This window comes from Streptomyces sp. AA4 (assembly GCF_000158875.1).
Classification (GTDB): Bacteria; Actinomycetota; Actinomycetes; order Mycobacteriales; family Pseudonocardiaceae; genus Amycolatopsis.
Genome location: NZ_GG657746.1, coordinates 4,472,359 through 4,485,865, shown reverse-complemented (window position 1 = coordinate 4,485,865; position 13,507 = coordinate 4,472,359). Strand labels below are relative to the sequence as shown.

At 70.2% G+C, this 13,507-nt stretch carries 13 protein-coding genes; 6 read left to right on the top strand and 7 right to left on the bottom strand.

From position 1 onward, the window contains the following. Positions 1–34: 34 nt before the first annotated feature. The 4 genes from SSMG_RS20630 to SSMG_RS20615 form a co-directional block, all read right to left on the bottom strand. Positions 35–862 (bottom strand): carbohydrate ABC transporter permease, encoded by an 828-nt coding sequence (locus SSMG_RS20630; protein ID WP_009079093.1) that lies wholly within the window; start codon positions 860–862, stop codon positions 35–37. 3 nt (positions 863–865) lie between these two features. Further along, complete coding sequence (locus tag SSMG_RS20625; protein ID WP_009079089.1) at positions 866–1,819, bottom strand: carbohydrate ABC transporter permease; 954 nt, start codon at positions 1,817–1,819, stop codon at positions 866–868. Further along, positions 1,816–2,853 carry a LacI family DNA-binding transcriptional regulator gene (locus SSMG_RS20620; protein WP_009079087.1) on the bottom strand — a complete coding sequence of 346 codons (1,038 nt, stop codon included), beginning with the start codon at positions 2,851–2,853 and terminating at the stop codon, positions 1,816–1,818. The genes SSMG_RS20625 and SSMG_RS20620 overlap by 4 nt, the downstream gene beginning before the upstream one ends. A 190-nt stretch (positions 2,854–3,043) precedes the next feature. Continuing rightward, entirely contained in the window at positions 3,044–3,595 is a 552-nt protein-coding gene (locus SSMG_RS20615) for a TetR/AcrR family transcriptional regulator (protein ID WP_009079086.1), read from the bottom strand. Positions 3,596–3,660: 65 nt separating this feature from the next. Here SSMG_RS20615 and SSMG_RS20610 point away from each other — a divergent pair, with 65 nt between their 5' ends. The 3 genes from SSMG_RS20610 to SSMG_RS20600 all read left to right on the top strand — a co-directional run bounded on the left by SSMG_RS20610 (position 3,661) and on the right by SSMG_RS20600 (position 6,332). Beyond that, complete coding sequence (locus SSMG_RS20610) at positions 3,661–4,422, top strand: ABC transporter ATP-binding protein (protein ID WP_009079084.1); 762 nt, start codon at positions 3,661–3,663, stop codon at positions 4,420–4,422. 216 nt (positions 4,423–4,638) lie between these two features. Beyond that, a complete protein-coding gene (locus tag SSMG_RS20605; RefSeq protein WP_050788237.1) occupies positions 4,639–5,964 on the top strand; it encodes an FtsX-like permease family protein in 1,326 nt (441 codons plus the stop codon). Between the two features lie 41 nt (positions 5,965–6,005). Then, a complete protein-coding gene (locus SSMG_RS20600; RefSeq protein ID WP_009079080.1) occupies positions 6,006–6,332 on the top strand; it encodes a putative quinol monooxygenase in 327 nt (108 codons plus the stop codon). Between the two features lie 61 nt (positions 6,333–6,393). Here the strand turns inward: SSMG_RS20600 and SSMG_RS20595 are convergent, their stop codons facing one another. From SSMG_RS20595 to SSMG_RS20585, 3 genes are all read right to left on the bottom strand, one after another. Further along, on the bottom strand, positions 6,394–6,723 hold the full coding sequence (locus SSMG_RS20595) for a transcriptional regulator (protein WP_009079078.1): 330 nt from the start codon (positions 6,721–6,723) through the stop codon (positions 6,394–6,396). Continuing rightward, entirely contained in the window at positions 6,710–7,201 is a 492-nt protein-coding gene (locus SSMG_RS20590; RefSeq protein ID WP_009079076.1) for a hypothetical protein, read from the bottom strand. The genes SSMG_RS20595 and SSMG_RS20590 overlap by 14 nt, the downstream gene beginning before the upstream one ends. A 119-nt stretch (positions 7,202–7,320) precedes the next feature. Beyond that, positions 7,321–8,346 (bottom strand): LacI family DNA-binding transcriptional regulator, encoded by a 1,026-nt coding sequence (locus SSMG_RS20585; protein ID WP_037714325.1) that lies wholly within the window; start codon positions 8,344–8,346, stop codon positions 7,321–7,323. 138 nt (positions 8,347–8,484) lie between these two features. On the opposite strand from SSMG_RS20585, the gene SSMG_RS20580 reads away from it, so the two are divergent. From SSMG_RS20580 to SSMG_RS20570, 3 genes are read left to right on the top strand one after another with little or no spacing between them, the layout of a single operon-like run. Further along, positions 8,485–9,822, top strand: a complete 1,338-nt coding sequence (locus SSMG_RS20580) for an MFS transporter (RefSeq protein WP_037714324.1) — start codon at positions 8,485–8,487, stop codon at positions 9,820–9,822. Between the two features lie 26 nt (positions 9,823–9,848). Continuing rightward, entirely contained in the window at positions 9,849–11,906 is a 2,058-nt protein-coding gene (locus SSMG_RS20575) for a hydantoinase/oxoprolinase family protein (protein ID WP_037714320.1), read from the top strand. Then, entirely contained in the window at positions 11,903–13,492 is a 1,590-nt protein-coding gene (locus SSMG_RS20570; protein WP_009079067.1) for a hydantoinase B/oxoprolinase family protein, read from the top strand. The genes SSMG_RS20575 and SSMG_RS20570 overlap by 4 nt, the downstream gene beginning before the upstream one ends. The last annotated feature ends 15 nt before the right edge of the window (positions 13,493–13,507 follow it).

Here is a 13,507-nt window from a genome sequence, read left to right as displayed (position 1 = left end):
CGACCTTTCGAAGGTGTTTCCGATGGGGTGGGGCTCATCCCTTCACCGCCCCGGCCATGAGGCCGCCGGTGAGTTTCTTCCGCAGGAGGCTGAAGAAGGCGATGCTCGGGATCGCCGCGAGCACCGCGCCCGCGGCCAGCGGGCCGAGGGCGACCTTGCCCTCGCCGCCGATGAACATGGTCAGCGTGATCGGCAGCGTGTAGTTCTCCGGCGACTGCAGCAGCACCAGCGCGAAGAAGAACTCGTTCCACGACGACACGAAGCTGAACATCGCGGTCGCGACCACGCCAGGGGCCAGCAGCGGGAACACGATGGTGCGCAGCACGGTGAACCGGTTCGCGCCGTCCATCGCCCCGGCCTCCTCGAGGTCCACCGGGATCGCCGCGACGTAGCCCTGCAGCATCCACAGCGCGAACGGGAGGATGTAGGTGGTGTGCACGAGCGTCAGCCCGACGAGGCTGTCGGCGAGGCCGAGCGTCCGCAGCACGAGGAACAGCGGCAGGATCACCAGCACCACCGGGAACACCTGGCTGACCAGGATCCAGGTGACGCCCGCGATCCGCAGCTTTCCCTTGAGCCGGGCCAGCACGTAGGCCGCGGGCACCGAGATCAGGATCGCCAGCACGGTGCTGGCCAGCGCGACCAGCAGGCTGTTGAACGCCGAATGCAGCAGGCCCTGGCGGGAGAGCGCCTCGCCGTAGTTGTCCCAATGCCATTCGCTCGGGATCAGGTTGACCGACAGCGAGTTCAGCTCCGCGGACGACTTCACCGACGCGGAAATCAGCCACAGCAGCGGGAAACCGAGGAAGAGCAGGTACAGCACGAGAGCCAGGTACTGCGCGGGGCGCACGGACCAGCGCATCGATCACCGCCCCCTTTCCGGGCGGTCGCCGCGGAACTGCGACCGCAGGTAGATCGCGAGCAGCGCGACGACCACGACGACGAGGACCAGCCCCATCGCGGCGGCGTAGCCGATTTCGCGGTTCTTGAACGCTTCGAGGTAGACGAACAAAACGGGAACCATGGTTTTGCCGCCCGGTCCGCCCGCGGTGAGCACGTAAACGAGCGAGAAGGAATTGAAATTCCAAATGAAGTTCAGGGAGGTGATGGAACTTACGATCGGGCGCATGCTCGGCCAGGTTACCGCGGTGAAGCGCCGCCACGCCCCGGCTCCGTCCACGGCGGCCGCTTCGTGCAGTTCGGCCGGGATCTGTTGCAGGCCAGCGAGAAGCGTGACAGTGGTCTGCGGCATGCCGACCCAGACGCCGACCACGATCACCGCGGGCAACGCGGTATTGAAATCGCCGAGCCAGTTGATTCCGTCCGGCAAGCCGATGCTGCCGAGGAGTGCGTTCAGCGGTCCGCCGTTGGCTGAATAAATCATTTGCCACATGATCGCGACGACCACCGGTGGCATCGCCCACGGAATCAGCGCGAGCACCCGCGTGAGGCCCTGCAGTTTGAGGCCGGAGTTCAGCAGCAGCGCGAGCCCCATCGCGGCGGCCAGCTGCAGGACGGTCACGCCGACCGTCCAGATCAGGCCGATCCGCAGCGAATCCCAGAACAGCGAGTTGCCGCCGAGGCGGACGAAGTTGTCGATCCCGGCGAAGCCGAAGTCCGGATGCCGGACCAGCCGCGTGTCGGTGAAGGCGAGCACGATGCCGATCACGAGCGGGGCCACCGACAGCACGAGGATCGGGATCAGCGAAGGCATGACCAGCGCGATCGCCTCGCGGCGCCGCGTGCGCGCCTGGGTGGTCTTCTTCGGGCGCGGCGGGGGAGCGGGGGCCGCTCGCCGCGGCTCGATCGCGGTGGTCATTCCGCGTCCTCCCCATTCTGGTCCACAGTGGACTCCCGCGTGGATTCCCGGACGAACAGCTCGGTGCCGACCGAGATCTGCTGCGCCGGGGCGTCCGCGTCGTCGGTCAGCCCGAGCATGAGCCGGGCGGCGGCGCGCCCGCGCTCGGCCGAGCCGAGGGACACGCTGGTCAGCCGCGGCAGGAAAACCTGGCCGAGCTCGGTGTCGTCCATGCCGGTGACGGCGACGTCGCGCGGAATGCTGAGCCCCAGTTCGCGGGCGGCGCGGATGGCGCCGATGGCGAGCAGGTCGTTGGCCGCGACGATGGCGTCCGGCCGTTGTGGACGGCCGAGCAGCTTCCGGGCCGCCTCGATCCCCGCCGCGACGGTGAAATCGGCGGCGACCTCGACGTCCGTCTCGGCGGTGAAGTCCTTCGCGGACACTGCTTCGTCGAATCCGCGCTGCCGCGAGGAGCCCGGCGTGGTGTCGAGCGGCCCGTTGAGGAAGCCGATCCGGCGGCGGCCCAGCGAAACCACGTGCTGCACCGCCGCGCCGATCCCGGCCGCGGAATCGGTGGAGACCGAGCTGATCCCGCGGTCGCTCATCGCCCGGCCGATCACCACGACCGGCACCGGGGCGCGGCCGATCTGCTCGATCAGCTCGTCGTCGGTGCGCAGCGGGATCACGATCATGCCGTCGACGAACCCGCCGTGCAGGCTGTGCATCAGTTCGGCGGTCGACGCCGCGGTGTCCCCAGTGGACATCACCACGACCCGATACCCGTGCGGGGCAAGGACTTCGTGGATGCCGCGCATGATCTCGACGTAAACCGGGTTGCCGATGTCCGCCACCGCGAACGCGATCTGCGACGTCTTCTTCAGCCGCAGCGACCGCCCGATCGCGTCCGCGCTGTACCCGAGCTCCGCCGCGGCCGCGCGCACGCGCTCGACCATCGCCTTGCTCGCGCCGGTCCCGTGCAGCGCGCGCGAGGTCGAAGCCAGCGACACGCCGGCGCGCTCGGCCACCTGGATCAGCGTGGCTCGGGTTGACGTCATCGTCCCTCCCAGTCGGACACAGCGGGCAGTGGTGCGGATACCGCTGCTGGAAACGTTTCCAGACTACGTTTCAGTGGTTCTGGAAACGTTTCCAAGCGGTGTCCGGAATCATGTCACCCGGATGGTGGACGTGTCAACGGAGCGGTCGCGGGGCCGGGGATCTGTGATGCCAGCGTGACGCGCGCCGGTCTTAGCGCGAGTGCCGGTCGGCGCGGACGACGTCGGCCGCCGAGGGGGCGTTGTCCGGATCGGTCAGCCACTGCAGCGCGGTCCCGACCAGCAGCGAGTAGTAGTGCGTGCCGATCGCGTGGACGTCCTCGGGGTCGGCGTCCGGCCCGAGGCCGCCGAAGGCGTTCGCGAGCGCGACGCGCGCCTGCCGCTGGCCTTCCGCGTTGATCTTCCGGATCGTCTCGTCGTGCTGCAGGTAGCTGACGCTCTCGAAGTTCACGAACCACAGCTCGCGGTGCTCCTGGATCGACTCGATGATCCGCGCCCAGCGCCGCTCCGGCCCGGCCTTCTCGTCGGCCGGATCGGTGAGGACGGCGAACAGCATCTCGCCCCACTCCGTGTTGAGGTCGAACAGCGCCTGCGTGAGCAGCTGGTCCTTCGAACCGAAGTGGTAGTTGATCGACGCCTGGTTCGCTCCGGAGGCGGCGACGAGGTCGCGCACCGTAGTGCGCGCGTAACCGGCTTTGAGGAGGCATTCCCGGGCGGCGGTGATCAGGTTCTCGCGGTGTCCCACGCGTGCTACCGTAACATGTAAACGTTCGTTTTAAACGATCGTTCATGACTCTGGGAGGACTTGAGATGACCGAACCCGCGATCCGCACCCGGCGGCTGCGCTGCCGCTTCGACGGCGAAGGCGGCCCGGTCGACGCACTGCGGGGCGTGGACCTGGACGTCCCGCGCGGCGCTTTCGCCGCGATCATGGGCCCGTCGGGCTCGGGGAAGACGACGTTGCTGCACTGCGCGGCCGGGCTCCGCACGCCGACCGAGGGCACCGTCGAACTGGACGGCACCGATCTGTCCACTTTGGATGAACCACGCCTCGCCGAGCTGCGGCGGCGACGGATCGGGTTCGTGTTCCAGCAGTTCAACCTGCTGCCCGCGCTGACCGCGCGGGAGAACATCGAGCTGCCGCTGCGCTTGGACGGCCACGGCCCGGACCCGCAGCGCACCGCGGCGTTGCTGGCACAGGTCGGCCTCGCGCAGCGCGGGGGACACCGGCCGGGCCAGCTTTCCGGCGGACAGCAGCAGCGGGTGGCCGTCGCCCGGGCACTGGTGACGGATCCGGAGGTGGTTTTCGCCGACGAACCGACCGGCGCGCTGGACATCCGCAGCGCGCGGGAAGTGCTGGGCCTGCTGCGACAGCTGGCGGACCGAGGCCAGACGATCGTGATGGTGACCCACGACCCGGTGGCCGCGTCCTACGCCGACGCGGTGCTCTTCCTGGCGGACGGCCTGGTGGTCGACCAGCTGTCCCGGCCGACGGCGGCGGCGGTCGCGAACCGGATGGCAGTGCTGGTGGAGTCCGCCGAGCGAGCCGCAAACGCCGTTGGTGCTAGGTGACCGGGGGCGGCGGACCGTCCGAAGTGGACCGGAAGCGCGGTTCGCGGCCGACCGGTTCGCAAGATCGGCGGCCGAGCGCAGTGCGGGGGTCGACAGTGCGTCCGGGGGAATTGACGTGGTGAAAGTTGTTCATGCGGCCGCTGTCCGAGATTCGCCGGGCTCGTGGCCCGGCGGCGAGAGCGTGCGTGCTGGCCGCATATCCAAAGGGGAATCGACATGCTGAAACTGGCTCTACGGCTCTTCGGCCACCATCGCGCCGCGGCTGTGGCCACCGGTCTTGTCGCGCTCGTCGGGATGGCCCTCGTGGTCGCGATGACCGCTCTGCTCGGCACCGGGCTTTCGAGCAGTACGGCGCCGGCCGACCGGGGGTTTCTCACCCAGTTCCCGCTCATCCTGGGCGGCTGGGTGGTGGCGATCGTGGTGTTCGCGATGGTCTCGACGATCGGCGTCACGCTCGCCGCGCGGTCCGGCGAGATCGGCGGGTTGCGGCTGATCGGCGCGGCGCCCCGGCAGATCCGCGTGCTGGTTTCGCTGGAAACCCTCGCGATCACCGCCGTGGCCGCGTTGCCCGGTCTGGGGCTCGGCTACCTGCTCGGGCTCTTGCTGCTGACCGGCGTGCGCGCCACCGGGCTCACCGCGCCGAGCACGTCGTTCGCGCCCGGCATCGCGCTGCCGCTGGTCGGCGTCGCGGCGGTGCTGCTGGCCGGGGTGCTCGCGGCGTGGATCGGCAGCCGCGGTCCGGCTCGGCGCAGTCCGGTGGAAGAAGAGACCGGCCCGCGGCGGGTGCGGTCGGCGCGGCCGCGGCGGATTGCCGCGATCGTGTTGCTGGCAGCGGGTTTCGGGTCGGCGAGCTCGGTGCTCGCCCTGCCTGCCGACAACATCGCGACGACCGGCCTGACCGGGCCCGCCGTGGTGCTGTGCTCGATCGGGTTCGCGATCTTGGCTCCGGAACTGATCGCCGCGGCGAACCGGATCGTCGGCCGCCTTTCGCGCGGGGCGAAGAACGCCGAGGCGCACCTGGCGGGCGTCAACCTGCGTGCCGCTCCGGAACGCGCGCGTCCGATCGTCACGTTCCTGACGCTGCTGGTCGGCGTCTCCGCGGGCACGCTCGCCATGCAGGGCATCGAAAACCAGCACAGCGTCCCCGGCAGCACCGCCGACGTGCTGGCGTCGATCAACTATCTGGTGGTCGTCCTGATCTCGCTGTTCATGGCGATCGCGCTGACCAACAACCTGGTGGCCGCGATCGGCGACCGCCGGACGGAGTTCGCGACGCTGTCGCTGATCGGCTCGACCGTCCGGCAGGTCCGCGGCATGCTCCTGCGCGAAACCGCCGCCGCGGCCCTGCTGGCGATCGTGGTCGCGGTGGTGGGTTCGGTGCTGTGCGTGCTGCCGTTCTCGATCGTCAAGACCGGCGGCGCGGCGGCCGCGTTCAGCGTCTGGCCGTTCGCGGCGAGCGCGGTTTTCGGGGGAGGAGTGGTGTTGCTGGTGACGGCCGTGGCGGGGGCCCGGGTGATCCGTTCCGCCGCGGTGGCCGCGTAGCGACACTGCGAACTCGGCGAGGTTCCTGAGATACTCGGTGGATGATCTTGATCGTCCTCAAAGCACAGATCCGCCCCGAGAAGCGCGCCGAATGGCTCGAAGGCATCCAGCGCTACACCGAGCAGGTGCGCAGCGAACCGGGCAACATTTCGTTCGACTACTACCAAAACGGCGGCGACGAGAACGAATTCGTCATGGTCGAGGTCTTCGCCGACAGCGCCGCCGGGGACGCGCACGTCGCCACCGAGCACGCGCAGGAGTTCTTCCCGTTCATGTCGACGGTCGTCGCGAAGAAGCCCGAGATCAACTACCAGAATCTGGACGGCGCGGCCTGGTCGGAAATGGCCGAGGTCACGCCGGCGGACTAGCCGGTTCCTCCACAGTGGACAAGACCGCGGCCGGCCTCCCGGCAAGGGAAGCCAGCCGCGGTCAGTCGTTCGCTCGGGCGCTGCGAGCGCGCTCGGCCCGCTCCGACTGTTCCACGATCCGATGCAGGGCCGCGACGTGCGCGCGCAGTGCTTGGTGCCCGGAACCGCTGAGGTTGAGCCAAGTTCGCGGCCGTTTGCCGACGTACCCCTTTTTGACTTCGACGTATTCGGCGTTGGCCAGGGTGGCGATCTGCTTGGACAGCGCGGAATCCGACAGCCCGGCCGAGTCGCGGACCCAGCTGAACTCGGCCCATTCGGTCCCGGACAGCAGCGCCACGACGGACAGCCGGGTCGGGTCCAGCAGGAGCTGATCCAGGTCAGGCACGGCCATCGGGCGCGCCTCCCGAGCGGCCGCGCCGGACCAGCGCGGCCAGGCCTCGCCGCAGGTGCGGCCCGAACGCGATCAGCACGATCGCCAGGACCGCGCCCAGAATCGTGTTCCCGTACGGAATCCGCACGGGCAGAAAGGCCACCGCGACCGCCGCCGCCACGCACGCCGCGACGACGACGAGCCCGACCCGCGGCTGAACCGCCGACCGATCCGCCCGCACGCGGTGCCCCAGCCACGCCGCGCCTCGACGCGAACGCAGCAGCAGTACGTAGCCCACGACCAGCGCGGCCAGGACCAGCCCCTTCCACTGGGCGGCGCTGGGGAGGAAGTCCGCCGAAGCCAGATACAGGAAGACCACGAGCGCGAAGACGACGTCAACCCACTTCGCGCCGTGCAGCGCGCCTAGCGCCTGGTCCCGGCGGCGGTCGACCTCCCGCAACGCGCGGGCCGCCTCTTCCGGGGAGGGATGCTCCGCCATGATCGCCTCCTGGCGTTCCGGAAAGTACTTTCCTGAGGAGAAAGTACCTCTGCACTTTCCTCTTAGGCAAGTACTGGCTTCGCAGGGAACATGACCGGGTGCAGGCCGCGGGGCAGAGGTCAACCTCGGCGCTGAGTCGATTCCCGCAGCCGCAGTTCCGGAGTCAGGAACACCGGGCCCTCCGGCGTCTCGGCACCCGACAGCCGCGCGAGCATCAGCTCCACTGCGCGTTCGGCGAGCGCTTCGTGCGTCAGGTCCATCGCGGTGATCGGCGGGGTGCTCGTGCGGGCGTGTTCGCTGTCGGTCAGCGCGGCGAGCAGCAAATCGTCCGGGACGCGCAAGCCCTCCGCGACCGCGGCCTCGGCGATGAGCGGCGCGAAATCGCTGGTCGCGACCACGATCGCGTCCGGCCGGTCCGGGCCGGACAGCAAGGGCTGCACCAGCTCCGGCACGTCCCCTTGCGTCAGGCCTTCGCTGAGCAAGGCGGTCCGCGGCGACAGCGCACGCCGTTCGCACCACGCCAGGTAGGTTTCGCGCGGCCGCCGGTTCCAGGCGTTGTCCTCGGTGCCGGAGAGCAGCAGGACGTCGCGCGCGCCCTGGTCGTAGAGGTGGTCCAGCAGCGCTTCGACCACCGGCGGATAGTCCAGCCGCACGGCCCACGGCAGGTCCGGCTGCTCCGGATCCTCCTCGACGGTCACCACCGGAAGGCCGCGGCCGAGCAGTTCGGCCAGCGCGGTGTCGCCGCCGTAGGGGTGGGCCACGATGCAGCCGTCCATCGGCACGCTCGCCACCGCCGGGTCGTGCAGGTCGGGGACGTGGATCAGGCCGGTTTTGTGCCGCAGCATCTCGGTCGCGACCGACCCGACGAGCCGGTTGAACGTCTCGGCGCGGTCGGGCGTGCCGGCCACCGCGTAGCGCGGCCGGAGGATGAGCCCGACCAGCCCGGACCGGCCGGTGCGCAGCGAGCGCGCGTTCGGGTTCGGGTCGTAGCCCAGCTCCGCGGCGGCCTCGCGGACCCGCGCCTTGGTCGCCGCGGAAATGGGCCTGCGCCCGGAAAGCGCGTGCGAAACCGTGCTGATCGAGACCCCGGCGCGCTCGGCGACCTCCCGGATCGTCACCGGTCGTTTGCCGCCGTCGGTGTCCACCGTCGTTCCCCTCCGCCCTGCCTCCGGACGGCCCAGTATCGCCCACCGCGCGGCGGAGGAGGTCTTGACACCGCCCCGGCGCGCGGGTTTGATGCCGCGAAAGCTCATCAAAACGTTTTGATGATGATAGGAGGCGCCATGGCCGCCCCGCACGAGCCCGCCCCGCCCACCGCCGCCGCCGCGCCGACCGTCGGCGACGTCTGCACCGGAATGGGGCTGACCCGACGGCATTGGCTCGCCGGATCCGTGCTGTTCTTCGCGTTCGTCGTCGAGGCCTGGGAACAGGTCGGGCTGGTCTACGTGTCGAACGGGATCGCCGGCGAATTCGGCGTGGACAACACGAAACTCGGCTGGGCGCTGTCCGCGGTCGCGTTCGGCATGGTGCCCGGCGCGCTGCTGTGGGGCGGCCTGATCGATCGGCTGGGCCGCCGCCGCGTGACGGTCGCGAGCCTCCTGATCTACGCGGTGCTCGCGCTCGCCGCGGGGCTTTCGCCGGCGTTCTGGCCGTTCGTCGTGCTGCGGTTCCTGTCCGGCGTCGCGTTCGGCGGGGTGTACGCGGTCACGTTCCCGTACTTCCTCGAACTGCTGCCCACCGCGCGTCGCGGCCAAGGCGCGGTCGCGCTCAGCATCGGGTTTCCGATCGGCACGCTGCTGTGCATCGGCGTGAGCCAGTCGCTCGGCACGATCAGCTGGCGTGCGGTCGCCGTGGTCGCCGCGCTGGCCGGGCTGTGGGCGTTCGCCGTGCTGCGGTGGGTGCCGGAATCGCCGTACTGGCTCGCCCGGCGCGGCCGGCATGCGGAAGCCGCCGCCGTGCTGCGCGGGCTCGGCGCCGAAATTCCGGCCGACACCACGTTTTCCGTCGAAGACGCGGACCGCAAGGCAGGTGCGGTGCGCAACCTGTTCCGTTCGCCGGTGCGGCGGCGTTTCCTGCCGATGCTGCTCACGTCGTTCACCTTCAGCTGGGGCTATTGGGGACTGCAGACGTGGCTGCCGGTCCTGCTGCAGAACCGCGGGCTGAGCGTGTCCGGCGCGCTGTGGTTCGTCGCGGTGACGCAGGTCGTGTCCGTGCCCGGCTACCTGCTCGCCGCGTGGCTGACCCGCCGGCACGGCCGCAAGCGGATCTTCCTGCTGTTCGCGCTGGCCTCGGCGATCGGCGGTGTGCTGTTCGGCCTCGCCACCGGCTCCACGCAGCTGTACGCGGGCAACTTGATCCTCGCGTTCTTCTCGCTCGGCGCCTGGGGCATCTGGAACACCTGGTCGGCCGAGGTGCTGCCGACCGGGCTGCGCGGCGTCGGCTACTCCTGGTCCACCTCGGCGATCCTGCTGGCCAACACCGTTTCGGTGCCGGTGATCGGCGCGATGATGGACCACGGCGTCGCGTCCTCGCTGACCGTCGCGTCGATCGTGGCCTTCCTCGTCGTCGCGCTTCTCGCCGTCCTTCCGCTGCCCGAGACCGAGGGTCGCGCGCTCACCTGATTTCCCTTATCCGACAAGGAGTTCCCATGACCTACCGGGTCGCCATGGACATCGGCGGCACCTTCACCGACGTGGTCGTCCACGACGGCGCGACGCAGCGGCTGCGCGCGGGCAAGGTGCTCACCACCCCCGACGACCTCGCGCGCGGCGTTTTCGGCGCGCTCGAAGGATTCGACCTGCCGTTCGCCGACATCGAGTTCTTCGTGCACGGCACCACGCAAGGCCTGAACGCGCTGCTCGAACGGCGCGGCGCGAAGGTGCTGATCCTGACCACCAAGGGGATCGGCGACGTCTACCGGATCGCGCGCGGCAACCGGAACCGGCTGTTCGACCTGCACTACCGCAAGCCTGCGCCGCTCGTCGGGCCGGAGGCGGTCGCGGAGGTCGCCGGGCGGCTCGACGCGACCGGAGCGGAACTCGAACCGCTCGACGAGGACGCCGTGCGGCTGGTCGCGAAGCGGGTGCGCGAAGAGGGTTTCGAGGCCGTCGCGGTGTGTTTCCTGTTCTCCTACTTGGATTCCGGGCACGAACGCCGCGCGGGCGAGATCCTGCGCGACGAGCTGGGCGACGACGCGCTGGTCGTGCTCTCCCACGAGGTCGCGCCGGAATGGCGGGAGTACGAGCGGACGTCGACCGCGGTGCTGGAGGCCTACACCGGCCCGTCGGTGCACCGCTATCTCGACCGCATCGAAGCGCGGTTCACCGAGAAGGGGCTGCACGTCCCGGTGCACGTCATGCAGTCGTCCGGCGGTCTGGTCAACGCCGGGTTCGCGCGGCGGCACCCGCTGCAGACGCTGCTGTCCGGCCCGGTCGGCGGCACGATGGGCGGCGTCGCGGCGGCGAAGCTGCTCGGCCGGCCGGATCTGATCTGCGTGGACATGGGCGGGACCTCGTTCGACGTCTCCCTGGTGATGGACTACGCCGCCGACGTGTCGCCGGACGGCGAGGCGGAGGGCTTCCCGCTGCTGATGCCGCTGGTCAACCTGCACACGGTCGGCGCGGGCGGCGGTTCGCTCGCCTACGCCGAAGGCGACGCGCTGCGCGTCGGTCCCGAATCGGCGGGCGCGGTGCCCGGCCCGGCGTGCTACGGCCGCGGCGGCACGCAGGCGACGGTCACCGACGCGAACTGCGTGCTCGGCCGGGTCGATCCCGAATCGTTCGCCGGGGGCGGGATGCCGCTCGACCTCGACGCCGCGCGCCAGGCGGTCGAGACGCTGGCGCAGCAGCTCAGCATGGACCCGGTCGAGCTGGCGTCGGGGATCTGCGACGTCGGCAACGCCAAGATGGCACAGGCGATCCGCACCCTGACGGTCGAGCACGGCCGCGAACCGGGCCAGTTCGCGCTGCTCGCGTTCGGCGGCGCGGGGCCGATGCACGCGGCTTTCATCGCGCAGGAAATCGGCATCACCGAGGTGATCGTGCCGCGGTTCCCGGGCGCGTTCTCCGCGTGGGGCATGCTGGAGGCGGACGTCCGGCGGGACTTCACCATGCAGTTCTTCGCCAACGGAGCAGAACTCGACACCCGCGCGTTGCGCACCGCGCTCGACTCGTTGCGCGATCAGGCGCTGGAAGCGTTGCGGGAACAGGGAATCCCCGAGGAGCGCCGGTCGGTGACGCACGGCGTCGACATGCGGTACGAAAGCCAGGACTACACCCTGACGGTGCCGATCCTGGACTCCGATCCCGTGGACAGCCCTGAGTTCCTGCCCGCGATCGAGGCGCGGTTCGCCGAGATCCACCACCAGCGCTACGGCCACGCGACCCCCGGCGCGCCAGTGCAGTTCGTCGCGCTCCGCACCACCGGCCACGGCGTGGTCGAACGCGCCGCGGCGGCCGCCGAGACGAGCACGGAACGACCGGATCCGGTGGTCCGCGACGTCGTTTTCGCCGGGCAGCCGGTGCCCACCGCGATCGTGGCGCGCTCGTCGCTCGCCCCCGGCAGCCGGTTGTCCGGGCCCGCGATCGTGCACGAGGAAACCGCCACCACGGTCGTCCCGCCGGACGCCGAACTCGCCGTCGACGACCACGGCTTCCTGGTCGTCACCCTCGCGGCCGCCGACCACCTGCAGGAGGAGCACGCGTGAGCATCAGCCCCGTCACCACCGAAATCATCCGCTCGGCGCTGATCCAGGCGGCCGAGGACATGAACATGACCCTGATCCGGTCGTCGTACACGCCGACGATCTACGAGGGCAAGGACTGCGCCGTCGCTTTGCTGGACCGGCGCCACCGCGTCCTCGGCCAGTCCTCGGGCCTGCCGATCTTCCTCGGGAACCTGGAGATCTGCACCAGCCACACCGAGGACCTGTTCGGCGCGGACGTCTGGGAGCCCGGCGACGTGTGGGTGCTCAACGACTCCTACATCGGCGGCACGCACCTCAACGACTGCACCGTGTACGCGCCGATTTTCGTGGACGACGAGCTGGTCGGCTTCGCGGCCTCCCGCGCGCACTGGATCGACATGGGTTCCAAGGACCCCGGCGGTTCGATGGATTCCACGAACATCTACCAAGAAGGCCTCCGGATGGGTCCGACGCGGATCGTCGCGGGCGGCGTCGAATGCGCCGACATCCTCCGGCTCATCGAGACGAACGTGCGGTTCCCGTACGTGACCCTGGGCGACATGCGCGCGCAGATCGCTTGTGCGCGCATGGGTGTGCGGCGGCTCGGCGAGCTGTTTGCCCGCTATGGCGCGGAAACCGTCGACGCCGCGCGCGAGCAGATCTTCGCCCAGACCGAACGGCTGGAACGCGAACGCATCGCGGCGATCCCGGACGGCGAGTACGAGGCGACCGGCTACCTGGACAACGACGCGATCGACCCGGACACGCCGCTGAAGGTGCGCGTGCGGGTGGTCGTCGAGGGCGAATCGATGACGATCGACCTCACCGACTGCGCCGACCAGGCCACCGGTCCGGTGAACTGCGGCCGCTCCCAGGCGATTTCGGCGGCGCGGGTCGGTTACAAGCTGCTGATCTCGCCGCAGGTGAGCCTCAACGGCGGTTCGTTCGCGCCGCTGGACGTGCAGGTCCGCGACGGTTCGATGCTCGGCGCGCGGGAGCCCGCGGCGTGCCAGTACTACTACTCGAGCCTCGGCATGCTCATCGACCTCGTCGTGGCCGCGCTCGCGCCCGCGATGCCGGACCGCGTCGCGGCGGCCAGCTACGGCGATTCGATGATCGTCCAGTTCGCCGGCGAGCACCCGCGGACGGGGGAGCCGTTCGTGACCCTGGAAGCGACTGTCGGCGGCTGGGGCGCCTGGGAAGGCGGCGACGGGGAGACGGCGCTGATCAACAACGTCAACGGTTCGCTGCGCGACCTGCCGGTGGAGGTGGTCGAAACGCTGTATCCGGTGCGGGTGAACGAATACCGCATCCGCACGGGCTCGGGCGGCGCGGGCCGCTGGCGCGGGGGCGACGGGGTGATCCGGGAGTACGTGATGGAGGCGGACCAGGACCTGTCGCTGTGGTGGGAACGCTCGGTGACGCCCGCGTGGGGCCTGTTCGGCGGCTCGTCGGGCGCGCCGCCGCGGGTGGTGCTGAACCCGGGCACGCCGGAGGCGCGGGAGATGCTGAAGGTGAACAGCCTGCGGGTGCGGCGGGGGGACGTGCTGCGGTGCGAATCCGGCGGGGGAGGGGGATACGGGGTTCCGGAAGCTTCCGGGGCGTGACCCTGCTTTTCTTCG

Excerpts from the sequence above, each read along its gene's own strand:
- SSMG_RS20630 (WP_009079093.1), bottom strand. The coding sequence starts at position 862 with ATGCGCTGGTCCGTGCGCCCCGCGCAGTACCTGGCTCTCGTGCTGTAC.
- SSMG_RS20625 (WP_009079089.1), bottom strand. The coding sequence starts at position 1,819 with ATGACCACCGCGATCGAGCCGCGGCGAGCGGCCCCCGCTCCCCCGCCG.
- SSMG_RS20620 (WP_009079087.1), bottom strand. The coding sequence starts at position 2,853 with ATGACGTCAACCCGAGCCACGCTGATCCAGGTGGCCGAGCGCGCCGGC.
- SSMG_RS20610 (WP_009079084.1), top strand. The coding sequence starts at position 3,661 with ATGACCGAACCCGCGATCCGCACCCGGCGGCTGCGCTGCCGCTTCGAC.
- SSMG_RS20605 (WP_050788237.1), top strand. The coding sequence starts at position 4,639 with ATGCTGAAACTGGCTCTACGGCTCTTCGGCCACCATCGCGCCGCGGCT.
- SSMG_RS20600 (WP_009079080.1), top strand. The coding sequence starts at position 6,006 with ATGATCTTGATCGTCCTCAAAGCACAGATCCGCCCCGAGAAGCGCGCC.
- SSMG_RS20595 (WP_009079078.1), bottom strand. The coding sequence starts at position 6,723 with ATGGCCGTGCCTGACCTGGATCAGCTCCTGCTGGACCCGACCCGGCTG.
- SSMG_RS20590 (WP_009079076.1), bottom strand. The coding sequence starts at position 7,201 with ATGGCGGAGCATCCCTCCCCGGAAGAGGCGGCCCGCGCGTTGCGGGAG.
- SSMG_RS20580 (WP_037714324.1), top strand. The coding sequence starts at position 8,485 with ATGGCCGCCCCGCACGAGCCCGCCCCGCCCACCGCCGCCGCCGCGCCG.
- SSMG_RS20575 (WP_037714320.1), top strand. The coding sequence starts at position 9,849 with ATGACCTACCGGGTCGCCATGGACATCGGCGGCACCTTCACCGACGTG.